Here is a 25243-nt window from a genome sequence, read left to right as displayed (position 1 = left end):
CCGTGACAGTTCAGCTCACTCTGTCACAGGTTTCGAGGTGTGGTGTACCGCCGAAGGTCGTGGTCATTTCCGCCGCTGCGCGAGGCCGTCGAGGATCACCTCGGTGCCGAGGGCGAAGAGGTCGTCGGCGGTGGCGCGGGCGAAGATCGGGCCGAGTGCCTTGACGGCGGGGTAGTCGTCGAGCCGGTCCTGGAAGGCTTGCGCCGCTTCGGGATCCGGCCGCGGCGGTGTCTCTGCCGAAGCGAGGACGTGGGCGGTGAGCAGCCGGGCGATCCCGGCGGTGTCATCGGGGGTGAAGCCGGCGTCGAGCAGGATCCGGCACGTCGTTTCGATGTGCGCGAGGCGGTTCGGTCCCGGCGGGCGGTCCCGGAGCAGGATCGCGGCGTCGCGGTGCTTGAGCAGGAGGGCGCGGAACTGGGCCAGGCCCTGTTCCAGTTGTCCTCGCCAGTCCGCGGTTCGGTCGATGTCGAAGGCGTCTTCGCAGATGACCTCGGCGAGCAGGTCGAGCAGCTGGGCCTTGTCCTTGACGTGCCAGTAGAGCGTCGGCGAGCTGACGCCGAGCCGCGCGGCGAGCCGCCGGGTGCTCAGCTCGGCGAGGCCCACCTCGTCGAGCAGCGCGAGGGCGGCTTCGGTGATCTGACGGCGATCGAGGGGCACCCGGCGGACTCTATCAGTGATAGATTGGTCTCTATCGCTGATAGAGGGGGCCGGGATGCGCTGGTGGGTGGCGGTTTGTTCGCTGGTGTTCGCGATCGGCACGGCGGTGCAGAACTTCGTGGTGATCGACCACGACCTGGTGGCACGCGCGGCTTTCCTGGCGGGCGCGCCGCTGTCCGGCGGCTTCCTGACCGGGTTGCGGCTGGTCGGCGATGTCTACCTGGTGGGCAACCTGCTCGGGCTGCTCGTCCTGACCGGGCGCCGGTGGGTGTTCTGGCCGGTGCTGGCGGTGAACGCCACCCAGGCGGCCGGCGTGTTCGCGATCCCGCCGTCGGTGTGGCGGGCGACGGTGGACCTGTACGGCTGGCCGGGGCTGCTGCCCTCCCTGGTCACCGACGGCGGGGCGCTGGTACTGACGTTCGTCCTGCTGTGGTGGCGGTTCAGCCCTTCAAGCCGGACTCCGCCACCCCGCGCACCAGGTACCGCTGCAGGAACGCGAACAGCAGCACGATCGGCAGGATCGACACCGCCGCCGCCAGGAACAGCAGGTTCAGCTGGGGGTTCTGCGCCGTCAGCAAGCCCGACAGCGCGACCTGGACCGTCCACGAATCCGGCGACTGGGCGATGATCAGCGGCCACAGGAACGCGTTCCAGCTGCCGATCGCCGTGATCACCGCGATCGCCGCGAAGAAGCCTTTCGAACCGGGCACCACGATCCGCCAGAACACGCCCCAGCGGCTGAGCCCGTCGACCCGGCCCGCCTCCTCCAGTTCGCGGGGGAAGTCGAGGAAGTACTGCCGGAACAGGAACACGCTGAACGCGCTGAACAACCCGGGGATCACCAGGCCGCGGAAGTCCGACAGCCAGCCCAGCGACGAGACGACCACGAAGCTCGGCACGAACGTCACCGACGTCGGGATCATCAGCGTCGCCAGTACCGCGTAGAACACGATCCTGGAATGCCGGTACGGGATCCGCGCCAGCCCGTAGCCCGCCAGTGAGCAGACCACCAGCAGACCGACCGTCTGCGCGGTCGCGACCAGCGCCGAGTTCAGCAGGCTGCGGGCGAACGGGACGTCCTCCGAAGAGAAGAGCAGGCTGAAGTTCTCCCAGTGCACGGTGGCCGGGAAGAACGTCCATTGTGGAGCCGTGATTTCCGCGCGTGACGCCAGGCCGTTGCGCAGGAGCAGGTAGAACGGCAGCAGGAAGAGAACCGCCGCCACCACCAGGCAAGTCCACCGCAGGAACGCCCTCATGACGCCCGCCCGAACCGCAGCACCCGGCCCTGCAGCACCGTCACCAGCGCGATGATCAGCGCCAGGATCACCGCGCCGGCGCTGCCGCGGCCGAGGTCCTGGCCGCCCGAGCCCAGCGACGTGTAGTACAGGTAGACCAGCGGTGGCCGGGCGAACGGCGGGTAGCCGCGTGCGTCGCCCATGATGTTGTAGAACTCGTCGAACGCCTGGTAGGCGTTGATCAGGTTGAGCAGCAGCACCGCCACGGCCGTCGCGCGCAGCTGCGGCAGCGTGATGTGCCGGAACACCTGCCAGCCCGGTTTGGCGCCGTCCAGCCACGCCGCTTCGTACAGCTGGACCGGGATCCGCTGCAGTGCCGCGATGAACAGGATCATGTAGAAGCCCAGCTGCAGCCACAGCCGCGCGGTCACCAGCACCACCCAGTACAGCGGCGGATCGACCGTTCCGGTCCAGGCGACCGGGTCGACGCCGAACACGCCGAGCACGGTGTTCGCCAGCCCGTAGCGGACACCCGAGAACAACGACGTCTTCCAGATCAGCGACGCCACCACGTAGGAGCACGCGAACGGCAGGAAGAACACCGACCGGAAGAACGCCCGCGCGAACCGCAGCTGGTTGACCCCGAGCGCCAGCGCCAGCGACAACACGAACGTCAACGGCACGATGAACACCGCGAACACGCTGAACGTCCCCAGGCTCGACAGGAACGGCTCGTCGGTGAGCATGTGCCCGTAGTTGGCCAGCCCGACGAACTCGGTCGGCGTCACCGTGTTGCGCGCGTCGAAGAACGACAGGTACGCGCTCCAGCCGATCGGCAGGTACGCGAAGATCGCCAGCCCGATCAGGAACGGCCCCACGAACAGCCAGAACGCGCGCGTGTCGCGCCGCTTCATCCGAAGAGGCGCTTCAGCTCGGCCTTCGCGACCTCGACGGCGGTTTTCACCTGCGCCGCGGGGTCCGCCCCCTCCTTCGCGATCTTCGCGACCGCGTCGGACAGCGCCGTGTTCGCCTGCTGCGTCCACACCGGGCCGCCGACGAGGTGGCTGTTCTCCTGGACGAACCGGGCCGCGTCGGCGGCCGGGCCGGACTTGAGGTTGTCCGCGCGGCCGATCAGGCTCTGCCGGGCGGGCACGTGGAAGCCGAACTTCGTCGCGAACTCCAGCTGGTTCTGCGTCTGGTCGACCCACAGCCACTTCACGAACGCCTTGGCCTCGGTGACGTGCGCGCTCTTGGCGTTCACCATCGCGCCGTACGCGCCGACCGGCACCGAAGGCGCGCCACTGGCGTCCAGCTTGGGGAACGGCAGGACGCCGAAGTCGTCGTCGAACGCCGAACGGATCTTCGGCACGTTCCACAGCCCGGTCCACTGCATCGCGGTCAGCCCGTCGATGAACGCGCCCGGGTCCGACCAGTCCGCCGGCGCGCCGAGCAGCAGGGAACCGTTGGCGTTCAGCGTGTGCAGCTTCGCCAGCGCGGTCGCCGCGCGCGGGTCGTCGAAGCCGACCTCGCGGTTGCCGTTCTTCAGGAAGTCCAGCCCCGCCGACCACAGCAGCGGGCCGGTGAGCACGCCGACGCCGCCGTCGTTGCCCGCGAAGAAGCCCTTGACGCCGTCTTTCGTGAGCTTCGCGGCCGCGTCGATGAGCTCGTCGACCGTCTGCGGCGGCTGCACACCCGCGGCCTGCAGCAGGCTCTTGCGGTAGAAGAGCACCTGCGTGTCGGTGGCCTGCGGGATGCCGTAGACCCGGCCGTCGACGGTCTGCGCGGCCAGCACGGCCGGGCTGAAGTCGCTCTTCGCCTGCCCGATGACGTCGTCGAGCGGGATGACCTGCTTCTGCCGCACCCAGTCGATCTTGACCTGCGCCTCGAAGACGTCCGGCACCTTGCTGTTCTGCAGGGCGGTGACGATCTTCGAGTCGTAGTCGCCCGGGTTCCACTGCACGTTCACGGTCGCGCCTGGGTAGCTCGCGGCGTACCGCTTGACGGCGTCCTGGACGCCTTCCTCGCCGTACGCGTGGTACCACTGCTGGAGCGTGACCTTCGGGGCGTTCGACGGCGGCGGCCCCGCCGAGTACGCCGTCGAGGGCGGCGGGTCACCCTGCCGCCCGGTGTTCGACCCGCACGCCGTCGCCAGCGCGCCCATCCCCGCGAGTGCGAGGAAACTCCGCCTGTTCCGCTGCATCCCCAGAACCTCTCCGACGTGCTCCGAAGGCCACCATAGGAGCGTCAGGCTCCCCTATGGTGACCGCCAGAGGTATGAAGACTCGCCGGAGATTTACCCGTTAGAGCTGCGCTATGTCGAGCTTTCCCTCGGAGTAGGACGCGCGGATCCGCTTCTTGTCGAACTTGCCGACGCTCGTCTTGGGCACTTCGTCGACGAACGTCCAGTTCTCCGGCAGCTGCCACTTCGCGACCTTGTCGCCGAGGTAGTCCCGCAGCTCTTCCGGCGTGACGTGCTGGCCCTCCTTGAGCACGACGGCGACCAGCGGCCGCTCGTCCCACTTCTCGTCCGGGATGCCGACGACCGCGGCTTCGGCCACCGCGGGGTGGCCCATCACCTGGTTCTCCAGGTCGACCGAGGAGATCCACTCGCCGCCGGACTTGATGACGTCCTTGGCGCGGTCGGTCAGCGTCAGGAAGCCGTCCGGGCTGATCTTGCCGACGTCGCCGGTGCGCAGCCAGCCGTCGTGGAACTTCTCCGGGTCGACCGCTTCCCCGCCGTAGTACGAAGCCGCGATCCAGGGGCCCTGGACCTCGAGCTCGCCGACGGCCTCGCCGTCCCACGGCAGCACCGCGCCGTCGTCGTCGATCAGCCGGGCGCGCACGGACGCCGGGAAGCGGCCCTGCGTGTAGCGGTACTTCCAGGCGTCGTCGCCGGTCGCGCCCGCCGGCGGGCGGGCGACGCTGCCCAGCGGCGACGTCTCGGTCATGCCCCAGGCGTGCAGGATCGGGACGTCGTGCCGCTCCTGGAAGGCGTGCATCAGCGACGGCGGCACCGCCGACCCGCCGACGACGACCTCGCGCAGGTGCGAGATGTCCTGCGGGTGGGCTTCGAGGTGGGCGAGCAGGCTCTGCCAGACGGTCGGCACCGCGCCGGCGAAGGTCGGCTTCTCCGCGGCGAGCATCGCCGAAACCGGCGCCGGCTGGAGGAACCGGTCCGGCATCAGCAGCGACGCGCCGACCATCAGCGCCGCGTACGGCAGGCCCCACGCCATCGCGTGGAACATCGGCACGATGGCCAGGGCCTTGTCCTGCTGGGCGAGCTTCATGCTGTCGGTCATGCAGACCTGCATCGAGTGCAGCCAGATCGACCGGTGCGAGTAGGCGACGCCCTTGGGGTCACCGGTCGTGCCCGAGGTGTAACACATCGCGGCGGCGGACCGCTCGTCGACGTCCGGCCAGTCGAAGGTGTCGGGCTGGGCGGCCAGTAACTCGGCGTAGGAGTGCACCTCGACGCCGTCCGGTGCCTGGAGGGACGCGGCGTCGCCGTTGGCCACGATGACGTGCCGGACCGTCGTGAACTGCGGCAGCTGCTTCGCCAGGAGGGGGACGAGGGTGCCGTCGACGATGACGACGTGGTCCTCGGCGTGGTTGGCGACGAACACCAGCTGCTCCGGGAACAGCCGGATGTTCAGCGTGTGCAGCACGGCGCCCATCGCCGGAACGGCCAGGTAGGCGGCCATGTGCTCGGCGTTGTTCCACATGAACGTGCCGACGCGCTGGTCGCCGGTCACGCCGAGGCTCCGGAGGGCGTTCGCGAGCCGGGCGGCGTTGCGGCCGAGCTCGCGGTAGCTCTCGCGCCGGGCTTCTGAACCGGTCCAGGTGATGACTTCGCTCGCCGAATGCACCGACGTGCCGTGGCGAAGCAGGTTCGCCAGCGACAGCTGGCCGTCCTGCATGGTGCTCAACATGGTCGCTCCCGGGGGTCGCTCGCCGGTGAACTGGGGTTGCGCCGACTCTAGTGCGGATCGGGTGAAGCGGGCATGGTCAACTACGGCTCCGTTCGGTCACGGTCGTCGCGCGATCGGGCGACGACCGACTGATGATCAAGATCATCAGTTTTTCGGCTTTTCCTTATGTGCAAGGAAATGTGCACGAGAACAGTGAGTAGTGGAGGCTCCACTTCCGGGTGAGTGAGGCCACTCGGGACCGTTCTTGGGAGCGTTTCCGCAGGCCGGGGCGGGTTGCCCGGTATCACCTCCGGGGGTAATAAGTGCGTGTCGGTTGCACGGCCACGAACCCGGTGGCGTTTACTGGGCCCGTGGCAAGAGACGGCTGAGCAGCGCTTGCAGGAGCAAGCACTCGTAAAAGCTGTCGGCCGCGAAAGCGGAGACCTGAGAGGAAAGGACACTACGTTGGCTCTGCCTACGTTGACTCCGGAGCAGCGCGCCGATGCCTTGGCCAAGGCCGCCGAGGCTCGCAAGGCGCGTTCGGAGCTGCTCGCGTCGATCAAGTCCGGCCAGGAGAGCATCGAAAAGGTGCTCAAGCAGGCCAAGGAGAACAAGACCATCGGGAAGACGAAGGTCACCCAGCTGCTGAAGGCCGTCCCCGGCCTCGGCGCGGTGAAGGTCGCCGCCCTGCTCGAGCAGGCCGGCATCGACCCGGACCGGCGTGCGGCCGGTCTGGGCGAGCGCCAGCGCGAGGCGCTCATCGACGCGCTCAAGTAGCCCGTCACCAGGAGCTGACCGCGAGGGGAGTGTCGCTCGTGACACTCCCCTCGCGGATCTCCCCGAGCCTGGGACGCTGGTCTGGTGAGTGCTGCGTTCCCTGGGGCCGAGCCCCAGACCCCGGCCGGGGGGCAAGCCCCCCTGGACCCCCCGAAGGCGGCCAGTCCGGCAACCCCGGCTGACCTCGCCGCCCGCTACCAGCGTGGCGACTTCCTCTTCACGACGGCCGAGCGCGCACTCCTCGCGCAGGGCGTCATCCGGACCGTGACCGAGACGGACCCCCGGCGGCTCGCCTCGGCGATCCCCGGCGTTCTGGCCGAGACCGGTGCACCCCTGGCTGTCGGCGTGCTGCCGTTCGACACCGGGCCCGACACGAAGGTGCCGGGCCACCTCGTCGTACCCCGGACCGTGCACCGGTCCGAAGGGGCGCCATCGCTGCCGCGCGAGGTGCTGCCGGCGCCCGTGAGCGTGCGTGCGGTGCCGTCTCCGGCGCTGCACATGGCGGCGGTCTCGGCGGCCGTCGACGCGCTGGCCGCGCGTGGCCTGCGCAAAGCCGTCCTGGCGCGGGCGCTGGACCTCGAGTTCGCCGCGCCGGTGCCCGCCGAGAGCATCGTGCGGAACCTTGCCGTCGGCAACCCCCGCCACTTCACGTACGCGGCCGAGCTGCCGGGCGGCCGGTCACTCGTCGGCGCGACGCCCGAGCTGCTGCTGCGCCGGACCGGCCGGACGGTGTTCTCGTCGCCGCACGCGGGATCCATGCCGCGGTCGGCCGACCCGGTGACCGACCGCGCGAACGGCGAGGCACTGCGGACGTCCCGCAAGGACCAGCTCGAGCACGCGGTGGTGATCGACTACGTGGTCGAGGCGCTGCGGCCGTTCTGCCGCACGCTGGACGTCCCGGCGGGCCCGGAGCTGGTGACGACGCCGGCGATCTGGCACCTGCGCACGCCGATCACCGGCGAGCTGATCGACCCGGACATCACGGCCCTGGACCTGGCGGCGGCCCTCCACCCGACGCCGGCGATCTGCGGCACCCCCACCGAGGGCGCGCGCGAGCTGGTCCAGGAGCTGGAGCCGTTCGACCGCGACTACTACGCGGGCGCGGTCGGCTGGGTGGACGCGGCAGGCGACGGCGAGTGGGCGGTGGCGATCCGCTGCGCGGAGATCGCCTCGACATCGATGCGGCTGTACGCGGGCGGCGGCATCGTGGCGGCGTCGGACCCGAAGGCCGAACTGGACGAGACGACGGCGAAGTTCCGCACCCTGCTGACGGCGATGGGCCTGGCGGACCTACCGGTCTGACCGGCCCCCAAGCGCCCCAAGGTGGCCTTGGGTGCGTTGGACGCACCGAAGGCCACATTGGGTGCGTTGGACGCACCGAAGGCCACCTTGGGTGCGTTGGACGCACCGAAGGCCACCTTGGGTGCGTTGGACGCACCGAAGGCCACATTGGGTGCGTTGGACGCACCGAAGGCCACATTGGGGCGCTGTGGGTCAGGGGACCCAGTGTTCTTCGGTGACCGACAGTTCCTCGGTGGTCAGCACCGCGATGGCCGCGCGGTAGCCGTCCGCGGCCTTCAGGTCCGCCAAGCGGGTCGTCGCCGGGTTCAGGGCCGGGTCGCCCGAGGCGGCCAAGCGGGCCGGCTCGTCGTAGCGGGAGAACGTGATGCTCTGCAGCGGGATGCGCAGGCCCTTGCCTGTGGCCTTCATCACGGCTTCCTTGCGGGTCCAGTAGACGAAGAACGCCGCGGCCTTCTCCGCCGGGTCGAGGCCCGCCAGGTGCCCGGCCTCCACCGGGCTCAGCGCGTACTCGATCAGGCCGTCGTCCGCGCGGCGGGCGGCCGTTTCGACGTCGAGGCCCACCGGGACCGACGGCGTCGCCGCGACGCCGATCAGGTCGCCCGAATGCGAGATCGACAGCGTCAGATCCGCGCCGGGGATGTGCGGCCGCCCGTGCGGCTTGCCGCAGTCTTCGCAGGTCGCGTCGAACTTCACCGCCTCGGCGGCCAAGCCGAGCCGCTCGGCCGCGACCGTCTTCGCCAGGACGCGGCCGGTGAGGAACCGCCGCTTGTCCGCGTCCTGCCGGTACGCGTCGAAGCGCCCTTGTTCGACGTCGTCGAGCAGACGCATGAAGCGTTCTTCGGTGGGCAACGGCGACGACCAGCGGACCTCGATCTCCATCACACCCCCGATCTTCCCGGCCCGGGAAGCCGTTGTCACGATTTTCGGGGGTTATCCCGGACAAGGAGCTAGCCCCGGTCCCGGCCCGGCAGCGGTTCGCCCCGGAGGAAAGCCTCGTAGGGTCCCCGAGCGTCGTCGTCGACCGCCGGTGCGGCGCGGCTGTAGCGGCCGTCCGTGCGGTCCCGCTTCGGGCCGGACAGCCAGAACTCCTCGCCGGTGTCGACGTCGAAGAAGTTGGCGTCGAACATGCCCGGCCAACGCCGCAGTGTGCGGTCGTGGACGTACGCGGTCTTCCAGGTGGGGGAGAACCGGACCCAGGCAATCCAGGACGGGCCTCGATCGGTGTCGAAGCCCGTCTTGAGCTGGAGGTACATGATGCGGCGCGCCACCTCGCGAGGGTAACCAGAGCGGTACCCCGTTCGCGCGGCCTTTTCGCGAGCCGGACCAGCAGCGTTCTTGCGCCTGCACGACGTGTGGCGCACTATAGGGTAAGCAAGCGCTTAGCCAGTGTCGGAGGAGCAGCTCTCTCATGGACTTTTCACTCAGCACCGAAGAACGGGAAGTGCGCGACTGGGTCCGCACGTTCGTCCAGCGGGAGCTGATCCCGCTCGAGCAGGAAGTCCTCCGGCGCGAGCGCGCCCACCAGCCCGGCCTGACCGGCGAGGAGCTCAAGGACCTCCAGCTCAAGGCGAAGGAGTCCGGCTTCTGGGGCGTGCTGACCCCGGAGGAGTACGGCGGCATGGGCCTGTCCGCCGTCATGGCCGCGCTGCTGGAAGCCGAGCTCGGCCGCACTTTCGTGCCGTTCCGCTTCGGCGGTGCCGCCGACAACATCCTGTTCCACGCCAACGAAGAGCAGAAGCAGACCTACCTGCTGCCGACGATCTCCGGCGAGCGGAAGTCGTGCTTCGCGATCACCGAGCCGGGCGCCGGGTCGGACGCCAAGGCCATCCGGACCACCGCCCGCAAGGACGGCACCGACTGGGTCATCAACGGCGAGAAGACCTTCATCACCGGCGGCAACGAAGCCGACTTCACCATGGTCTTCGCGATCACCGACCCGGAGAAGGGCGCGAACGGCGGCGTCACCTGCTTCCTCGTCGACCGCGAAGCCGGCTGGAAGTCCGAGTACATCGACACCATGGGCGAGTGGGGCCCGGCATCGCTGATCTTCCAGGACGTCCGCGTCCCGGAGACGCAGATCCTCGGCGAGGAGGGCCGCGGCTTCGAGCTGGCCATGCAGTGGATCGGCCAGGGCCGCTACCTGCTGCCCGCCCGCGCGATCGGCTCCTGCGAACGGCTGATCTCGATGGCCATCGAGCACGCCAACACCCGCGAGACGTTCGGGCAGAAGATCGCCGAGCGGCAGGCCATCCAGTGGATGATCGCCGACTCCGGCGTCGAGCTGGAAGCCCTGCGCTGGCTGGTGCTGCACGCCGCCTGGCAGGTCGACCAGGGCCTGGACTCGCGGCACGCGCAGTCGATGGCGAAGCTGTACGGCGGCCAGAAGGCCAACGAAATCGTCGACCGCGTCCTGCAGATCCACGGCGGCATGGGCTACACGCGGGAGCTGCCGGTCGAGCGGTGGTACCGCGAGCTGCGGCTGCTGCGCATCTACGAGGGCACCGACGAGATCCAGCGCCGGACGATCGCCCGCAACCTGCTCAAGGGGCACGTCAAGGTCGGCGGGACTCTGGGCTGAGAGCGCCGGAAAGCTTCTCGGGGGTCCGGGTGGCGGAGCCCCCGGCCCGGGGCGAAGCCCCGGATGTCAAAGCCGTCAAGGCCACCTCCCGGCTGTCCGTGAGGTGGCCTTGACGGTCCTTCAACCTGCTTACTTCTTGTTGCGAATGGCGATCGGGACGCCCGCGAGGTCCTCTTCGTTGCACAGGAGCTTCACGTCGTAGTACGGCGAACCCTGGCGGTCGTCGTAGTCGAGGTGAATGGCCAGGACGTCGAGCGGCTCGCCCAGCCACTCCTGCGCCTGCCGTAGCCAAGCGGAGCACCGCGCCAGGGCGGTGGGGAGATCGTCATCGCGGAACTCGACGGGGCGATAGGGGACATCCTGCACCTGATCGCGGGGGTTTTCCGGCGCCGGGAGGCCCGGCGCGAGACCCGAGTCGTCCAGTTCCAGTTGGATCGTTTCCTCAGTCACCCTTCGAGCGTCCCCCACGCACGCCGTCTGGGCAAGGCGTACACAGGTAAAAGCGCCGCTAAACGGACGCTCCCCACTCTTTCGCGACGATTTCCCGGCACCGTCGCAAGTCGGTCACGCCGGGCGCGGACGTGCAGCCCAGCGCCCTGGACGCCAGTTCCGCGTAGTGCTCCGCCAGCTCGTCCAGCGCCAGCGGGCCGCGTGGGGAATACCACCTCGCGACGCCACTGCACATCTCGAGCAGGGCGAGGCGCGTCACCGCCGGGTGCTCCACACGGAACACCCCCGCCGCCACGCCTTCGTCGATCGCGGCCGCCCAAAGCCGTTCGTAGGCGTCCCGCAGCGCCACCACCGGCTCGCGCGCGGCCGGCGACAGGACGTCGACTTCGTTGTCCACCACCCGGGTTTCCGCCGGGCCGACGGCGTGCGCGAGGACGTGCAGCGCCACCAGCGTGCGCAGCCGGTGCACCGGGTCGCCGCCGCCCGCGGTCGCCTCGCGGGCCGCGGCGAGCAGCCGGTTCAGCGCGGTGCGCATGATCTCGGCGAGCAGATCTTCCTTGGTGCCCATGTAGTGGTACAGGCTGGCCGAGGAGAGTTCCGCCTCCTGGGCCAGATCCCGGATGCCGGTGCCGTGGAAGCCCTTGGTGGCGAACAGCTTCACCGCGGCCGCGCGGACCCGCTCCCGGGTGCTCACAGCCATGCTTCCGCCTTCGCGTCCCACGATCCGGCACGCGGGTCGGCGGCTTTCCGCAGTTCGCCCTTGGCGACCCGCTCCGACGGCGTCATCGGCAGCGCGTCGGGGAACGCCCAGAACCGCGGAACCTTGAAGTAGGCCAGTTTCCCGGCGCAGAACGCGGCGAGCTCGGCCGGGCCGGGCCGGTCGCCGTCGCACACGACGTAGGCCTTGATCTCCTCGCCGCGCAGCTCGTCCGGCACCGCGACGACGGCCGCCAGCCGGACCGCCGGGTGCAGCAGCAGCGCGCGCTCGACCTCGTCGGCGGAGACGTTTTCGCCGCTCCGGCGGATCATGTCCTTCGTGCGGCCGACGTAGTAGACGCGGCCGTCGGCGTCCATCCGGGCGAGGTCGCCGGTGTGGAACCAGCCGTTTTCGAACGCTTTGGCCGTCGCGTCCGGATCGTCGTGGTAGCCGTGCATCAGGCCGATCCCGCGGATCAGCAGCTGCCCGGTTTCCCCGCGGGGCACCGGCTTCCCGTCGTCGCCGGCGATCAGCACCTCGCGGTCGCGGCTCGGCCGCCCGATGCAGCCGGTGCCGACGGTCTCGTCGTGGTCGGCGAGGGTCATCCGGATGTCGCCGCCGGTTTCGGTCATCCCGAACGCCTCGTACCACGGCACACCCCAGCGGGCCTCCAGCTCGGCGTGCAGGTCGTGCGGGATCGCCGACGCGCAGATCGCGCGGACGCGGTGGTCGCGGTCGGTGTCAGCGGGTTCCTGGCGCAGCAGCAGCGTCGGCATCAGGCCGAGGCAGTAGAACCAGGTGACGCCGTGCTCGCGCACCTTCGCCCAGAACGTGCTGGGGTGGAAGCGGTCCAGCACGACGAGGGTCGCGCCGCCGGCGAGCCCCAGCGCGACATTCCACTGTGGATCGATGTAGTGGAACGGCTGCGCGGTGAGGATGACGTCGTCCTCGCCGACGGCGGGGAAGTCGGTGGCCAGGCTCACCGCGAGGGTCGTCCAGTAGCGGTTCGGCAGGACGCAGCCCTTCGGCGCGCCGGTCGTCCCGGAGGTGTACTGGACGTTGACCGGCGTCTCCGGCACCGGCGTGAACGCGGCACTTTCACGTGAAAGTGCCGCCCCCAGGTGGGCACTTTCACGTGAAAGTGCCGCTGGGGTGGTGACCTCGGTGAGGGCGATGCGGCCGAGGAGGCCGGTGAACTCCGGCGCCGCGACGGCCAGCTTCGCGCCGGAATGGCGGAGGATGTGGGCGCCGTCGAACTCCTGGTAGTTCGTGTTGACCGGCACCAGCTGCGCGCCGATCTTGGCCAGCGCCAGCCAGATCAGGGGGAATTCGGGCTGGTTGCGCAGCATCACGGCGACCCGGTCGCCCGGGCCGATGCCGCGCCCGGCGAGCGCGGCGGCGAACCGGGTGCTTTCGCGGTCGACGTCGGCGAAGGTGAAGCGCCGTCCGGTCTCGTCGAACACCCAGGCCGTGCGGTCCGGCCAGAGCGCCGCGGCCCGCGTGACGAGCTGGGCGAGGGTCCCGATCTCGGTGAGGGGCGTCATGTCCGGCTCCGGAAGGCTTCGGTGGACGCGGCGACGGCGGCCGAGTGCTCGGTGATCAGGGCGTGGCTGACCTCGAGTTCGAGGGCGGGCTCGACGTCGATCGGGGTGTCGAGGACGCGCTTCGCCATCGCGGCGGCGGCCGGCGGGTGCGCCGCGATCCGCTCGGCCCAGCTCAGCGCCTCGGCCGGCAGCCGCTCGGCGGGCACGGCGGCGTTGACCATGCCCAGCTCGGCGGCCTTCCGGCCGTCGAAGCGCTCGCCGAGCAGCAGGAGCTCCTTCGCCTTGAGCGGGCCGACCAGCAGCGGGAGCAGCCGCGACGCCGCGCCGGTGACGCTCAAGCCGAGCGAGACCTCGGGAAACGCGAACACGGCGTCCTCGGCGGCCAGGATCAGGTCGCAGCCGAGCGCGAACTCCGCGCCGGCGCCGATCGCGTAGCCGTGCACCGCCGCGATCACCGGCTGGCGCAGCCCGCGCAGCCGCCGCGTGACGTCCTGGAGCCGGTCCAGCCGCGCCCGCGAGTCCCCCGCGGGGGTCGGCTCCTTGAGGTCGTGGCCGGCGCAGAAGGCGCGCCCGTTCCCGGACAGGACGACGACGCGGGCGTCGCTGCGGGCGGCCGCGTCGAGGGCGGCGAGGAAGTCGTCGACCAGGACGGCGGCGACCGCGTTCAGCCGCTCGGGCCGGTTCAGCCGGATCTGCGCGATGCCGTCCTCGACGGCGAACTCCACGGTGGGCATGAAGCCGATGCTAGACGTTCGATCGATCGATCGATAGTCTCCGAATGTTGCCGCGGCGCGAAGCGCCTCCGTTGAGGGTGGCGGTGGGGAGGAAGGCGGAAATGCGGGTCGATGCGGTTTACGAGAACGCCACGGTGTGGACGGGCGCGGGCGTCACCAGCGCACTGGCCGTGCTGCACGGCCGGGTGGTCGCGCTGGGGGACGACGCTCTCGGGCTCTCCGCGCGCGCCCGCGTCGACCTCGCCGGCGGGTTCGTGGTGCCCGGGTTCCACGACGCGCACAACCACATGGCGTGGTTCGGCATGGCCCTCGACGACGTCCCGCTGGGTGGCTGCCGCAGCGTCGAGGAGGTCTACGACGCCGTCGCCGCGCGGGCCGCGACGCTGCCGGCCGGGAGCTGGGTGGTCGGGAGCGGGTACGACCAGAACAAGCTCGCGGGCGGGCACCCGGACCGGCACGGGCTCGACCGGGCGGCCCCCGGCATGCTCGTGCGGCTCAAGCACACGTCCGGGCACATGACCGTGGTCAACTCGGCCGTGCTCGATCAGCTCGACCTGGCGAACGTGCCCGTCGGCGGGGACGTCGTGCACTCGGCGGACGGTTCGCCGACGGGGTTGCTGCGCGAGCAGGCCCAGCTGCTGCTGCGCCCGCTGACGTACCCGACGCCGGTTCCGCGCGTGGTCCGCGGGCTCGACCGGGCCTCCGAGCGGTACCTCTCGGAGGGCATCACCAGCGTCCAGGAGGCCGGGATCGGCGGCGGCCTGGTCGGGGAGACACCCGCGGAGCTGGCCGCCTACCAGGAGGCGCGCGACCGCGGCGTGCTGCGCGTGCGCAGCACGGTGATGGTCGCCGCGAGCGTGCTGCACGACCTGCCCGACGGCGCCGGCTTCGGCCTCGACCTCGGCCTGCGCACCGGCCTCGGCGACGAGTGGCTGCGCGTCGGCCCGATGAAGTTGTTCGCCGACGGCTCCCTGGTCGGGCGCACCTGCGCGATGCACGACCCGTTCGACGGCGAGCCGGAGAACCGCGGCTACTTCCAGGTGCCCGAGGACGAGCTGACCCGCACGATCCGCCGCGCCCACGAAGCGGGCTGGCAGATCGCGACGCACGCGATCGGCGACCGCGCGATCACCGTCGTCCTCGACGCCTACGAAGCCGCGTTGGCCGCTTCGCCGCGCCCGGACCACCGGCACCGCATCGAGCACTGCGCGGTGCTCCAGCCCGCGGAGCTGACGCGGCTCGCCTCGCTCGGGCTCATCCCGTCACCGCAGGGACGGTTCGTCAACGAGCTCGGCGACGGCATGCGCGCCGCGCTCGGTGAGTCCCGCGTGCCCTGGTGCTACCGGCTGCGAAGCGTCCTCGACGCGGGTTGCGTGCTCCCCGCGTCCTCGGACCGGCCCGTCGTGAACGGCGCACCGCTGCTCGCGCTCGCCGACATGGTGCGTCGGCGCACGGCGTCAGGCGCGCCCTTCGCGCCCGAAGAGGCGTTGACGCCGGAGCAGGCGTTGCGCGCGTACACCTACGGCTCCGCGTACGCGACCTTCACCGAGCGTGACCTGGGCACGCTCGAACCCGGGAAGCTCGCCGACTTCGCCGTGCTGTCCGGGTCGCCCCTGGACGAGTCCGCTTTGGACGGCCTCACCGTGCAAGGCACCGCCGTCGGCGGCGAACTGCGTTACCAAGCCTGATGACTCACCTCCCCACGAATTCGAGTGCTTCCTCGGCCAGCGCGGCCCAGGGTTGTGGCGACCCCGTGTCCAGCGCCAGCCATTCCTTCATCGGCGTGCCCTTGTTGGCGTCGAAGCGCACGCCGTGCCCGCCCTCGACCAGCTCGTCCACCCGGCTCCCGGGCAGCTTGAGCACCAGCTGCCCGCGGACGAACATCGCGAAGATCCGGCCGTTCGTGCGCAGCGCCGTGCGCCCGAACCCGCCGGACGTGCCGGGTGGCGTGATGCCCGGGCGTCCGGTGAACTCGTCGACCAGGTCCTCGAACTTCTCCTCTGGTGACATCGACCACCTCCGAGCCCGACAGTAACGACCACCACCGACAAAACCGGGAGGCGAGATGCCCGTCCGCGACGCCGTCTTCGAGGACATCGAAGAGATCTGCGCGCTCATCGAGGAGCACGCCGTCTACGAGGACAACCACGACCTGAAGCTGGACCGCGCCGAGATGAGCGGGCACCTGTTCGGGCCGGACCCGAAGGCGTGGGTGCTGATCGCGACCCCGCCCGGCGAGCCCGGCACGGTGGCCGGCTTCGCGTTCTGCAGCTGGAACTTCTCCACGTGGGAGGCGCGGCCGGGGATCTGGCTGGACGACCTGTACGTCCGACCCGCGCACCGGCGCTACGGGCTCGGCAGCGAGCTGCTCGACGAGCTGCGCAACCGCACGACCGGCCGCGTCGAATGGGACATGCAGGAAGGCAACGAAAAGGGTGAAGCGTTTTACGCCCAGCTCGGCGCGGAGCCGGTCCCGGGCTGGATCCGCTACCGCTGGCGGCCGTGAACTTTCACGAGAAAGAACCCCGCCCCGTATCGTATGCGGTATGGGAGATGGTTCGGTCCGGAGGTCCTCGTCGGTCGAGGACTATGTCCGGGTGATCTACGGCCTGGTCGAGCGGGGAGAGGCGGTCACCAACGCGTCGCTCGCCGGCCGGCTGGAGGTCAGCCCGTCCTCGGCGTCGGGGATGGTCACGAAGCTGTCCCAGCTCGGCCTGGTCACCCACGCGCCGTACCGCGGCATCGAGCTGACGGCCGACGGCAGGCTGCTGGCGCGTTCGGTGCTCCGGCGCCACCGGCTGATCGAGACGTACCTGGTGTCGGAGCTCGGCTACACGTGGGACGAGGTCCACGCGGAGGCGGACGCGCTGGAGCACGCGGTGTCGGACCGCCTGGTCGAGCGCATCGCGGCGAAGCTGGGCAACCCGGTCCGCGACCCGCACGGCGACCCGATCCCGGCCCCGGACGGGAGCGTGGAGGAGCTGCCGGTCCGCATCCTGGACGACCTCCCGCCGGGCGCGGTCGGCGAGATCGTCCGGGTCTGGGACACCGACCCGGAGCTGCTGAGGTACCTGACGGAACACGCGATCAACCTGGGCGAACGCATCGAGGTCGTGGAGCGTCAGCCGTTCGGGGGACCCATGGTGGTCAAGGTCGGGTCGCCGCCGGATGCCGCCACGCACGCCATCGGCAAGGAGATCGCGCAGGCGTTGTCGGTCACCCTGCGCTGAGCGGTCGCGAACGCCATGAACGCGCAAGAACCCGACATCGTCCCCCTCTCCTGGCCGCCGCGGACCACCGAAAGCCGCGGCGCAGTCCATTGTGGTGCGGGACCGTCCTGCCCGGGGATCCCGGCGCGGCCACGGAAAAGCTTCCCGGCCGGCGGGAGCGGTGGGGGATTTCCTCCGTGACGATCAACTCGGGCTACGCCGAACCGTTCGCCGCGATCGCCGTGCGGAACGCAAGGCAGGTGGGTGAGAGCCCTTCCGATCTTGCGGAGCTGCGCCTACGCTCCAGTGTTCGTAATCGGGAGTGCTTCGGAGCGTTGTGATGACCGGTCAGCGAACACGCACCATCGACCGGGGGGAACAGGCGGAGCTGAGCCGGCTGCTGGCTGCCGGACCGTTCGACGTGGCCCTGCGGGCGGCGATCCGGGCCCGCGGCCTCGGCCTCGAGCGGATCCGCTATCGCTTGCGCGGCAGGGGAACCACGGTCAGCCTGGCCACCCTCAGCCATTGGCAATCGGGACGGTGCCGGCCGGAGCGGCCGGAATCGTTGGAGGCCCTGCGGAATCTCGAGGACATCCTGAACGTGCCGGACGGCTCGCTCAGCAAGCTCCTCGGGCCGCCGCGCAGCAGAACACGGTTCCACGCGCTCAATTGAGCGGTGGCAACGGAAGCTAGGCTCGCGCCATGCGAGCTGTCGTGATGGAGGAGTTCTGCGTCCCGCCCGTCGTGCGGGACGTGCCGGAGCCGGTGGCCGCGCCGGGCGGTGCGGTGATCGAGGTCGACGCCACCGGCGTGTGCCGCAGCGACTGGCACACCTGGCAGGGGCACGACGCCGCCGTCACGCTGCCGCACGTCGCCGGGCACGAGCTCGCCGGCCGGATCGTCGCGCTCGGCGAAGGCGTCCGCGGCTGGCAGCTCGGCGCGCGCGTCACCGTGCCCTTCGTCTGCGCCTGCGGCACCTGCGCCCAGTGCGCCCGCGGTGACCAGCAGATCTGCGACCGCGAGTTCCAGCCCGGCGCCACGCACTGGGGGTCGTTCGCCGAGCGCGTCGCCATCGAGCACGCCGAGACGAACCTGGTCGCGCTGCCGGACTCGCTCGGTGCCGCCGAAGCCGCGGCCCTCGGCTGCCGGTTCGGCACGGCGTTCCGCGCGGTGCTGCGGCAGGGGCGCGTCACCGCGGGCCAGTGGGTCTCGGTGTACGGCTGCGGCGGCGTCGGGATCTCCGCGGTGCTGCTGGCCGTCGCGGCCGGCGCGAAGGTCGTCGCGGTCGACGTCTCGTTGCCCGCTCTGGCACTGGCCGCGGAGTCGGGCGCCGCCGTCACTGTCGACTCCTCGGTCTTCGACGGCCACGAAGCCGTCGCCGCGCACGTGCGCGAGCTGACCGGCGGCGGTACGCACGTCTCGGTCGACTGCCTCGGTTCGCCGTCGACCTGCGCGGCGTCGGTCGGCAGCCTGCGCAAGCGCGGCCGGCACGTCCAGGCCGGCCTGATGCCGCCCGCGCAGGGCATCGCGCCGATCCCGATGCACCGCGTCATCGGCGGCGAACTGGAGCTGGTCGGCATCCACGGGCTCCAGGCCCACGAATACCCGGAGCTGCTGCGCGTCGTCGAGACGGCGGGCATCGACCTCGCCGCGCTGATCGGCAGGCGCATCGGGCTCGACGACGTCCCGGCCGCGCTGGCCGCGATGAACGACCCGGTGCCGGCGCAAGCGGGCGTCACCGTCGTGACGTTCCGTGACTGATACGCGGCGGCGAGGTCAAGAGACCCGTTCGTAGCTGATCCACGCTGGTTTGTGACATTCCGCTGTGGGAACGTCTAGTTCATGGTGGCCCACGGTGAGAAAATGTGGCCGCAGGAGCGTCCCGTTGGCCCATTAGGGCGACTTCTGCGGGTGTTCGCTGCTGCGGATGTCACGTTCCGCGGTCATCGTGTGGTGCCCTCGACGATCACTTACCGTGTGCGCCGGGGGTTTCCGGCACAATCGAGGTGATGGACGCCCTCCTGCCGCGCCCGCGCGCCGAAGTCGCGCCCGGGGCGGTGCACCTGCCCGGCTGGCTCGGTCTCGACGAACAGCGCGCACTGGTCGAGGCCTGTCGCGGCTGGTCCGGCTACCGCCACACCCGGCTGCCGAACGGCGGCGTGATGTCGGTGAAGTCGGTCTGCCTCGGCTGGCACTGGTACCCGTACGGCTACTCGCGCACGACCGGCGACGGCACGCCGGTGCTGCCGTTCCCGGACTGGCTCGGCGACCTCGGCCGCCGCGCACTGGCGGCCGCGTACGGCGAGCCGTCCGAGGCCTACGCGCCGGACATCGCGCTGGTCAACTTCTACGACGCCACCGCGAAGATGGGGCTGCACCAGGACAAGGACGAGCGCAGCCTCGAGCCGGTGGTGTCGGTCAGCCTCGGTGACGCCTGCGTGTTCCGCTTCGGCAACACCGAAACCCGCGGCCGGCCGTACACCGACGTCGAACTCCGCTCCGGCGACGTGTTCGTGTTCGGCGGCCCGTCCCGGCTCGCCTACCACGGCGTGCCGAAGACGCTGCCGGGCACGGCGGACCCGGCACTGGGCCTCGACGGGCGGCTGAACATCACGCTGCGGGTGTCCGGCTACTAGGTCCGGGCCGGTGAGCACGTGCTTTCGGGACGTTCGACCATGCTCGGACCGACGGCTGGTCCGGCATCGTCACGGCCGGCGTGGCTCACGATCGCGGTCACGAACGTCGCCTGGCTGGTGGTCGTGAGCGGCAGGCGGAGCTGACCGGCCTGCCGCTCACGACGCGGGAGGAAAGCTCTACGCCGGCCGGAAGCGCACGGTCTGGCCGGGGCGCAGCTGGGCCGCGAGGTCGAGGTCCTCCTCCTCGACGACGGCGATCACCGGGTAGCCGCCGGTCGTCGGGTGGTCCGCGTGGAACAGGATCGGCCGGCCCGACGGCGGCACCTGCAGCGACCCCGGTACGCACGCCTCCGACGGCAGCTCGTCGTGGCGCGCCCGGGTCAGCGCCGGCCCGGTCAGCCGGATGCCGACGCGGTCCGAATCCGGGGACACCGTGTACACCGCGGACAGCAGTTCGTCCGGGGCGGTGAACCAGTCGCGACGCGGTCCCGGCGTCACGCGCAGCACCGGTTCCGCGGGCCACGCCGCCCGTGGCGCGAGGTCCACCACGGGAAACGCGTGCGGGGCCGGGCCGATCGGCAGCAGCATCCCGGCCGTCACCGGTGGCGGGCCCAGCTTGCCGAGCGTGTCCGTCGCGCGGGAGCCGAGCACCGGCGGCACGTCGATCCCGCCGCGCACCGCGACGTAGCAACGCAGCCCCGAAACCGCCGTGCCCAACGCCAGTTCTTCACCCGGCCACAACGTGATCGGCCCGTTCGGCCCGCCCTTCGAGAGCGGGCAGGAAGCGCCGGTGACCGCCACCGTCGTCACGCCCGTCGCGCGCAGCACCAGCCCGCCGAGCGTGACCTCCAGGGCCGCTGCCCCCGCCGGGTTCCCGACGAGCCGGTTGGCCAGCCGGAACGACCCGCGGTCGGCCGCGCCGGAGCGGCCGACGCCGAGGGCGGCGTGGCCCGGGCGGCCGAGGTCCTGCACCGTCGTCGCGAACCCGGGCCGGACGACTTCGAGCTTCACGACGGCACCGCCGTGAAGCGGACCCGGGTGCCCGGCGGCAGCAGGTTCGGCGGGTCGCGCTCGACGTCCCACACCGGCACGCGGGTCCGGCCCAGCAACCGCCACCCACCCGGTGACGCGCTCGGGTAGACCGCGCTGTACTCGCCGGCGATCGCCACCGAGCCCGCCGGGATGCGGGTGCGTGGCGAAGACCGCCGGGACACGTGCAGCGCGGGGTCCGATCCGGTCAGGTAGGCGAACCCCGGCGCGAAGCCGCAGAACGCCGAGACGTACGCACCCGCGGTGTGCCGCGAGATCAGCGAAGCCACGCTCAACCCCGTCTCCGCGGCGACGTCGGCCAGGTCTTCGCCGTCGTACACCACCGGGATCACCACCTCACCCGCCTCGGCCGCCACACTGTCCACAGGGGACACCTGACGCAGCACCGCACCGAGCCGTTCCGCGGTGGTCACCGCCGGGTCGAAGCGGACCAGCAGGGTCCGCGCCGCCGGGACGAGTTCGACGACCCCGTCCGGCGGCGACTGCGTCAGTGCCGCCTGGAACCCCAGCACGTCGTCCGGCTCGACCAGGACAGCGCGCCGCCCGCACGGCAGCAGCCGGACGGTCATCCGGTGAACGCGCCGAGCTGGATGCCCGCCTCGGTCAGCGCCGCTTCGATCCGCCGGGCCAGCTCGACCGCGCCCGGGGTGTCCCCGTGCACGCACAGGGAATCCGGGCGCACTTCGAGCTTGGTGCCGTTCTCCGTGACGACGCCGCCGGTCGCCATGCCGACCGCGCGCTCGGCGACCACGTCGGCGTCGTGCAGGACCGCGCCCGGCCGCCCGCGCGGCACGAGCTTGCCGTCCGCGGTGTAGGCCCGGTCCGCGAACGCCTCCGCGTACGCGACGACGCCTGCTTTTTCCGCCTCTCGCTGCATTTCCGAGTCCGGCAGGCAGAGCAGCGCCAGTGCCGGGTCGTAGCGGCGCAGGCCCTCGACGATCGCCGCCGCCTGCTCGGCGTGCACCGCCGCGGTGTTGTACAACGCGCCGTGCGGCTTCACGTACGTCACGCGGCTGCCGGCCGCGCGGGCGAACGCGTCGAGCGCGCCGATCTGGTACAGCACGTCGTTCACCAGATCGTCCGGCGCGATGGCGAGTGCGCGCCTGCCGAAGCCGGCCAGGTCGCGGTAGCCGACGTGCGCGCCGATCGCGACGCCGCGTTCGGCCGCCAGCTCGCACACCCGCCGCATCACCGACGGGTCGCCGGCGTGGAAGCCGCACGCGACGTTCGCGCTGGTCACGATGTCGAGCATGGCTTCGTCGTCACCCATGGTCCAGGCGCCGAAGCCCTCGCCGAGATCGCTGTTCAGATCCATTTCAGCCCACCCGGTATTCGCTGTCGTACCGATCGGTGATGAACATGTACCCCGGCGCGTGGGTGATCGCAAAGGGAGGCCGCGATGCCATCAGCGCCGCCTGCGGCGTGACGCCACAGGCCCAGAACACCGGGACGTCACCCGGCTCCGCCGCCACCGGATCGCCGAAGTCCGGCCGGGACAGGTCGTCGATGCCCAGCGCGCCCGGGTCGCCGATGTGCACCGGGCCGCCGTGCACGGCGGGCATCGCGCGGGTGATGCGGATGGCGTCGGCCACCCGGTCCTCCGGGATCTGCCGCATCGACACCACCATCGGGCCGAACAGCCGCCCGGCGGGCTCACACTGCCGGTTCGTCACGTACATCGCGACGTTGCGGCCCTGGTCGACGTGCCGCAGCGGGATGCCCTCGGCGGCCAGCGCCGTCTCGAACGTGAAGCTGCAGCCGATGGAGAAGGCGACCATGTCGCTGCGCCACAGCCCGGTCGCGTCCGACACCTCGCCGGCCAGCACGCCGTTCTGCCAGATCCGGTAGCGCGGCAGGTCGGTGCGCAGGTCCGCGTCCTCGGCGAGCCGGGTGGCCGGGTCGCCGGGGTCGGTGACGTCCAGCAGCGGGCACGCCTGCGGGTTGCGGGTGCAGAACAGCAGGACGTCGTAGGCCCAGTCTTCGGGGACGGCGATCAGGTTGGTCTGGGTGAAGCCGTTCGCCCAGCCCGTCGTGGGGTGGGCGGTGCCGGTGCGGAACGCCGCCCGTGCCTGCGCCGGCGTGTAGGTGGCCGGTTCGTCGAAGGTCGTCATGCCGCCCCCTCAGTCCACGAGCTCGATACCGCGGGTCTCCGGAAGGCCGAGCAGCGCCAGCACCGCGATGCCGTAGCCGATCGCGCCGAACACGATCGCGCCGCCCGCGCCGAGGAAGCCCACGATGGTCGGGAAGATCGCGCCGACCGCGCGGCCGAAGTTGTACGTGAAGCCCTGCCCGGTGCCGCGCAGCGGTGTCGGGTACAGCTCGGCGAGGAACGCGCCGAACCCGCTGAAGATCGCGGACATCGAGAAGCCGAGCGGGAAGCCCAGCACCAGCACGAGCCCGTTGGCGCCCTTGGGGATCTGCGTGTACGCGACGATCAGCGCGGCCGAGAGCAGGGCGAACGTCAGGAAGGTCTTCTTGCGCCCCAGCAGGTCCGTCAGGTAGCCGCCGCAGACGTACCCGACGAAGGCGCCGGTGATCAGGAACGCGAGGTAGCCGCCGGTGCCGATCACGGTCAGCTCGCGAGTCTTCTTCAGGTAGGACGGCAGCCACGTCGAGATCGTGTAGTACCCGCCCTGGACGCCGGTGGCCAGCAGCGCGGCGAAGAAGGTCGTGCGCAGGAGGTCGCCCTTGAAGATCTGCCGCAGTGTGCCCCTGGTGGGGGTGGCGAGCCGGCGTTCCTCCGTGCGGGGAGCGTCCTTGACGCTGCGGCGGATCCAGAGCACGAAGAGCGCCGGGATGACGCCGGTCCAGAACATGATGCGCCACGCCAGATCGTCGCCGGCAAGGCTGAAGACGACGGTGTAGACGACCACCGAGAGACCCCAGCCGACCGCCCACGCGCTCTGCACGAACGCCACGGTCCGGCCGCGGTACTTGGCCTGCGAATACTCCGCGACCAGCGCCGCGCCGGCCGCCCACTCGCCGCCGAAGCCCAGGCCCTGCAGCGCGCGGAAGACCAGCAGCGTCTCGAAGTTGGGCGCGAAGCCGCAGAGCACGGTGAAGATCGTGTACATCGCGATGGTGATCTGCAGGGTGCGGACCCGGCCGATCCGGTCGGCCAGCATGCCGGCGCCGACGCCGCCGAGGGCCGAGACGACCAGCGTCGTCGTGCCGAGCAGCCCGGCTTCGCCGCTCGAAATGGCGAAGTACGCGGTGATCGCGGCCAGGCCGAGCGGGAGGGTCTGGTAGTCGAACGAGTCCAGGCCGTACCCGCCGAACGCGCCCACGAACGCGCGGCGACCGCGTTTCCCGAGCGTGCGGAACCAATCGAACGGCCGGGCCTCGGTAGCGGTTGTGGCAGTCATGGGGCACCTCCTGGCCAGTGTCTCTCATCGTGGCGTGCCTCACACGGTAGGGATTGTTGAACAATTCCACAAGAGTCCAGTTGGATCGTCCTCTGCGGGCCGGGTACCCTCGGTGACGTGGTCAACGAAGACGACGTGGTCCCCGGCCTGGAGGCCGACCGCGGCCTCGTCACGCGCAAGAGCACGGCAGAGCGGGTCGCCGGCGTCCTCCGCAAGCGCATCGCGGAGGGGTTCTTCCTGCCCGGCGGCCGGCTGTCGGAGCAGGACATCGGCAACGCGCTCGGCGTCTCCCGCAACACCCTCCGCGAGGCGTTCCGGCTCCTCACGCACGAGCGGCTGCTCGCACACGAGCTCAACCGCGGGGTCTTCGTCCGCATCCCGAGCGTCGAGGACGTCGTCGACATCTACCGGGTGCGCAAGATCATCGAGTGTGCCGCGGTCCGCGGGCTGAAGGCCAAGCCGGCGTCGTTCGCGCGGATCAAGGAGAAGGTCGACATCGGGGACGAGGCCGCGCGCACCGGCAACTGGAAGGACCTCGGCACCGCGAACGTCTGGTTCCACCAGGAACTCGCCGCGCTGTCCGGCAGCGAGCGCGTGAACGAGCTGGTCGGCAGGCTGACCGCCGAGCTGCGGCTGGTGTTCCACATCATGGCCGAGCCGCGGCGCTTCCACGAGCGCTACCTGCCGCGCAACCACGAAATCCTGGACCGTATCGAGGCCGGCGACGGGCCGGGCGCGGAACAGCTGCTGATGAAGTACCTCGAAGACGCGGAGGAACAGCTGGTGGGCGCGTACGCCGACCGCGCCGACGCGGCCCGCGCGGCGATCGCGGCAGAGTAGCCCAAGCGCCCCAAGGTGGCCTTGGGTGCGTTCAACGCACCGAAGGCCACATTGGGTGCGTTGAGCGCACCGAAGGCCACATTGGGGCGTTCGGGCAGGGTTGGCGTCCGGACGGCCCGAGCACGAGCCGTCCGCGATGTGCGGTCGATAGCCTCGGGGGGCGGTTCCGTCGCCGGATACCCCCAGCGGCAGACGGGACCCACGCTGCCGGGTCGCCGCTTCCCCAGGGCCGCGGCCCGGCAGCCCTACGCCGAGCGGCCG

General features: G+C 71.0%; 27 protein-coding genes. 10 read left to right on the top strand and 17 right to left on the bottom strand.

What is annotated here, in order from left to right:
- Positions 1-63: 63 nt before the first annotated feature.
- From ACLJQE_RS00280 to ACLJQE_RS00260, 5 genes are all read right to left on the bottom strand, one after another.
- Positions 64-657 carry a TetR/AcrR family transcriptional regulator C-terminal domain-containing protein gene (locus tag ACLJQE_RS00280; protein ID WP_410636882.1) on the bottom strand — a complete coding sequence of 198 codons (594 nt, stop codon included), beginning with the start codon at positions 655-657 and terminating at the stop codon, positions 64-66.
- A gap of 440 nt (positions 658-1097) precedes the next feature.
- Complete coding sequence (locus ACLJQE_RS00275) at positions 1098-1913, bottom strand: carbohydrate ABC transporter permease (RefSeq protein ID WP_410636881.1); 816 nt, start codon at positions 1911-1913, stop codon at positions 1098-1100.
- On the bottom strand, positions 1910-2806 hold the full coding sequence (locus ACLJQE_RS00270) for a carbohydrate ABC transporter permease (protein WP_410636880.1): 897 nt from the start codon (positions 2804-2806) through the stop codon (positions 1910-1912). The genes ACLJQE_RS00275 and ACLJQE_RS00270 overlap by 4 nt, the downstream gene beginning before the upstream one ends.
- Positions 2803-4092 carry an ABC transporter substrate-binding protein gene (locus ACLJQE_RS00265; protein WP_410636879.1) on the bottom strand — a complete coding sequence of 430 codons (1290 nt, stop codon included), beginning with the start codon at positions 4090-4092 and terminating at the stop codon, positions 2803-2805. The genes ACLJQE_RS00270 and ACLJQE_RS00265 overlap by 4 nt, the downstream gene beginning before the upstream one ends.
- A 100-nt stretch (positions 4093-4192) precedes the next feature.
- Positions 4193-5821, bottom strand: a complete 1629-nt coding sequence (locus ACLJQE_RS00260; RefSeq protein ID WP_410636878.1) for a long-chain fatty acid--CoA ligase — start codon at positions 5819-5821, stop codon at positions 4193-4195.
- A gap of 444 nt (positions 5822-6265) precedes the next feature.
- Between ACLJQE_RS00260 and mihF the strand changes: the two genes are divergently transcribed.
- Both mihF and ACLJQE_RS00250 read left to right on the top strand, forming a co-directional pair.
- A complete protein-coding gene (gene mihF, locus ACLJQE_RS00255) occupies positions 6266-6577 on the top strand; it encodes an integration host factor, actinobacterial type (RefSeq protein ID WP_158264088.1) in 312 nt (103 codons plus the stop codon).
- 141 nt (positions 6578-6718) lie between these two features.
- Positions 6719-7879, top strand: coding sequence for an isochorismate synthase MenF (locus tag ACLJQE_RS00250; RefSeq protein ID WP_410638259.1), 1161 nt, complete (start codon positions 6719-6721; stop codon positions 7877-7879).
- 192 nt (positions 7880-8071) lie between these two features.
- On the opposite strand, the gene ACLJQE_RS00245 is transcribed toward ACLJQE_RS00250, so the two are convergent.
- Positions 8072-8758 carry a 4'-phosphopantetheinyl transferase family protein gene (locus tag ACLJQE_RS00245; protein WP_410638258.1) on the bottom strand — a complete coding sequence of 229 codons (687 nt, stop codon included), beginning with the start codon at positions 8756-8758 and terminating at the stop codon, positions 8072-8074.
- 68 nt (positions 8759-8826) lie between these two features.
- Positions 8827-9147, bottom strand: a complete 321-nt coding sequence (locus tag ACLJQE_RS00240; RefSeq protein ID WP_410636877.1) for a hypothetical protein — start codon at positions 9145-9147, stop codon at positions 8827-8829.
- A gap of 140 nt (positions 9148-9287) precedes the next feature.
- On the opposite strand from ACLJQE_RS00240, the gene ACLJQE_RS00235 reads away from it, so the two are divergent.
- Positions 9288-10457, top strand: coding sequence for an acyl-CoA dehydrogenase family protein (locus ACLJQE_RS00235; RefSeq protein WP_308675995.1), 1170 nt, complete (start codon positions 9288-9290; stop codon positions 10455-10457).
- A 129-nt stretch (positions 10458-10586) separates the two neighbouring features.
- Here ACLJQE_RS00235 and ACLJQE_RS00230 read toward each other — a convergent pair whose 3' ends face one another.
- The 4 genes from ACLJQE_RS00230 to ACLJQE_RS00215 are packed head-to-tail and all read right to left on the bottom strand — an operon-like array spanning position 10587 to position 13882.
- The gene (locus tag ACLJQE_RS00230; protein WP_013230128.1) at positions 10587-10907 is read right to left on the bottom strand and encodes a hypothetical protein; all 321 of its coding nucleotides are present in this window, start codon (positions 10905-10907) and stop codon (positions 10587-10589) included.
- A 58-nt stretch (positions 10908-10965) separates the two neighbouring features.
- Positions 10966-11601: a TetR/AcrR family transcriptional regulator gene (locus tag ACLJQE_RS00225; RefSeq protein WP_410638257.1), complete on the bottom strand. Its 636-nt coding sequence runs from the start codon at positions 11599-11601 to the stop codon at positions 10966-10968.
- Positions 11598-13148 (bottom strand): ATP-dependent acyl-CoA ligase, encoded by a 1551-nt coding sequence (locus ACLJQE_RS00220; RefSeq protein WP_410636876.1) that lies wholly within the window; start codon positions 13146-13148, stop codon positions 11598-11600. The genes ACLJQE_RS00225 and ACLJQE_RS00220 overlap by 4 nt, the downstream gene beginning before the upstream one ends.
- Entirely contained in the window at positions 13145-13882 is a 738-nt protein-coding gene (locus ACLJQE_RS00215) for an enoyl-CoA hydratase/isomerase family protein (protein WP_410636875.1), read from the bottom strand. Before ACLJQE_RS00215 ends, ACLJQE_RS00220 begins: the two co-directional genes overlap by 4 nt.
- 101 nt (positions 13883-13983) lie before the next feature.
- Between ACLJQE_RS00215 and ACLJQE_RS00210 the strand changes: the two genes are divergently transcribed.
- Complete coding sequence (locus ACLJQE_RS00210) at positions 13984-15570, top strand: amidohydrolase (protein ID WP_410636874.1); 1587 nt, start codon at positions 13984-13986, stop codon at positions 15568-15570.
- A gap of 4 nt (positions 15571-15574) precedes the next feature.
- Here ACLJQE_RS00210 and ACLJQE_RS00205 read toward each other — a convergent pair whose 3' ends face one another.
- Positions 15575-15892, bottom strand: a complete 318-nt coding sequence (locus tag ACLJQE_RS00205) for a hypothetical protein (protein ID WP_410636873.1) — start codon at positions 15890-15892, stop codon at positions 15575-15577.
- A 55-nt stretch (positions 15893-15947) separates the two neighbouring features.
- Between ACLJQE_RS00205 and ACLJQE_RS00200 the strand changes: the two genes are divergently transcribed.
- From ACLJQE_RS00200 to ACLJQE_RS00180, 5 genes are all read left to right on the top strand, one after another.
- Positions 15948-16388 (top strand): GNAT family N-acetyltransferase, encoded by a 441-nt coding sequence (locus ACLJQE_RS00200; protein WP_410636872.1) that lies wholly within the window; start codon positions 15948-15950, stop codon positions 16386-16388.
- Between the two features lie 40 nt (positions 16389-16428).
- Positions 16429-17112: a metal-dependent transcriptional regulator gene (locus ACLJQE_RS00195; protein ID WP_086839591.1), complete on the top strand. Its 684-nt coding sequence runs from the start codon at positions 16429-16431 to the stop codon at positions 17110-17112.
- A 319-nt stretch (positions 17113-17431) separates the two neighbouring features.
- On the top strand, positions 17432-17764 hold the full coding sequence (locus ACLJQE_RS00190) for a transcriptional regulator (RefSeq protein WP_354826286.1): 333 nt from the start codon (positions 17432-17434) through the stop codon (positions 17762-17764).
- Between the two features lie 29 nt (positions 17765-17793).
- Positions 17794-18852 (top strand): alcohol dehydrogenase catalytic domain-containing protein, encoded by a 1059-nt coding sequence (locus tag ACLJQE_RS00185; protein ID WP_410636871.1) that lies wholly within the window; start codon positions 17794-17796, stop codon positions 18850-18852.
- Between the two features lie 248 nt (positions 18853-19100).
- Positions 19101-19727, top strand: coding sequence for an alpha-ketoglutarate-dependent dioxygenase AlkB family protein (locus ACLJQE_RS00180; protein ID WP_410636870.1), 627 nt, complete (start codon positions 19101-19103; stop codon positions 19725-19727).
- Between the two features lie 177 nt (positions 19728-19904).
- On the opposite strand, the gene ACLJQE_RS00175 is transcribed toward ACLJQE_RS00180, so the two are convergent.
- The 5 genes from ACLJQE_RS00175 to ACLJQE_RS00155 are packed head-to-tail and all read right to left on the bottom strand — an operon-like array spanning position 19905 to position 24142.
- On the bottom strand, positions 19905-20738 hold the full coding sequence (locus ACLJQE_RS00175) for a biotin-dependent carboxyltransferase family protein (RefSeq protein WP_410636869.1): 834 nt from the start codon (positions 20736-20738) through the stop codon (positions 19905-19907).
- Positions 20735-21346, bottom strand: coding sequence for a 5-oxoprolinase subunit B family protein (locus ACLJQE_RS00170; RefSeq protein ID WP_410636868.1), 612 nt, complete (start codon positions 21344-21346; stop codon positions 20735-20737). Before ACLJQE_RS00170 ends, ACLJQE_RS00175 begins: the two co-directional genes overlap by 4 nt.
- Complete coding sequence (locus ACLJQE_RS00165) at positions 21343-22092, bottom strand: LamB/YcsF family protein (protein WP_410636867.1); 750 nt, start codon at positions 22090-22092, stop codon at positions 21343-21345. Before ACLJQE_RS00165 ends, ACLJQE_RS00170 begins: the two co-directional genes overlap by 4 nt.
- Position 22093: 1 nt before the next feature.
- Positions 22094-22888, bottom strand: a complete 795-nt coding sequence (locus ACLJQE_RS00160; RefSeq protein WP_410636866.1) for a putative hydro-lyase — start codon at positions 22886-22888, stop codon at positions 22094-22096.
- A gap of 9 nt (positions 22889-22897) precedes the next feature.
- Positions 22898-24142 carry an MFS transporter gene (locus ACLJQE_RS00155; protein ID WP_410636865.1) on the bottom strand — a complete coding sequence of 415 codons (1245 nt, stop codon included), beginning with the start codon at positions 24140-24142 and terminating at the stop codon, positions 22898-22900.
- A 117-nt stretch (positions 24143-24259) separates the two neighbouring features.
- Between ACLJQE_RS00155 and ACLJQE_RS00150 the strand changes: the two genes are divergently transcribed.
- Positions 24260-24982, top strand: coding sequence for a GntR family transcriptional regulator (locus ACLJQE_RS00150; protein ID WP_410636864.1), 723 nt, complete (start codon positions 24260-24262; stop codon positions 24980-24982).
- Positions 24983-25243: the final 261 nt, after the last annotated feature.

Source organism: Amycolatopsis sp. lyj-346 (assembly GCF_046548975.1).
Lineage (GTDB): Bacteria > Actinomycetota > Actinomycetes > Mycobacteriales > Pseudonocardiaceae > Amycolatopsis.
The sequence above is the reverse complement of the archived record's forward strand: the minus strand, read 5'-3'. Positions and strand labels throughout refer to the sequence as shown.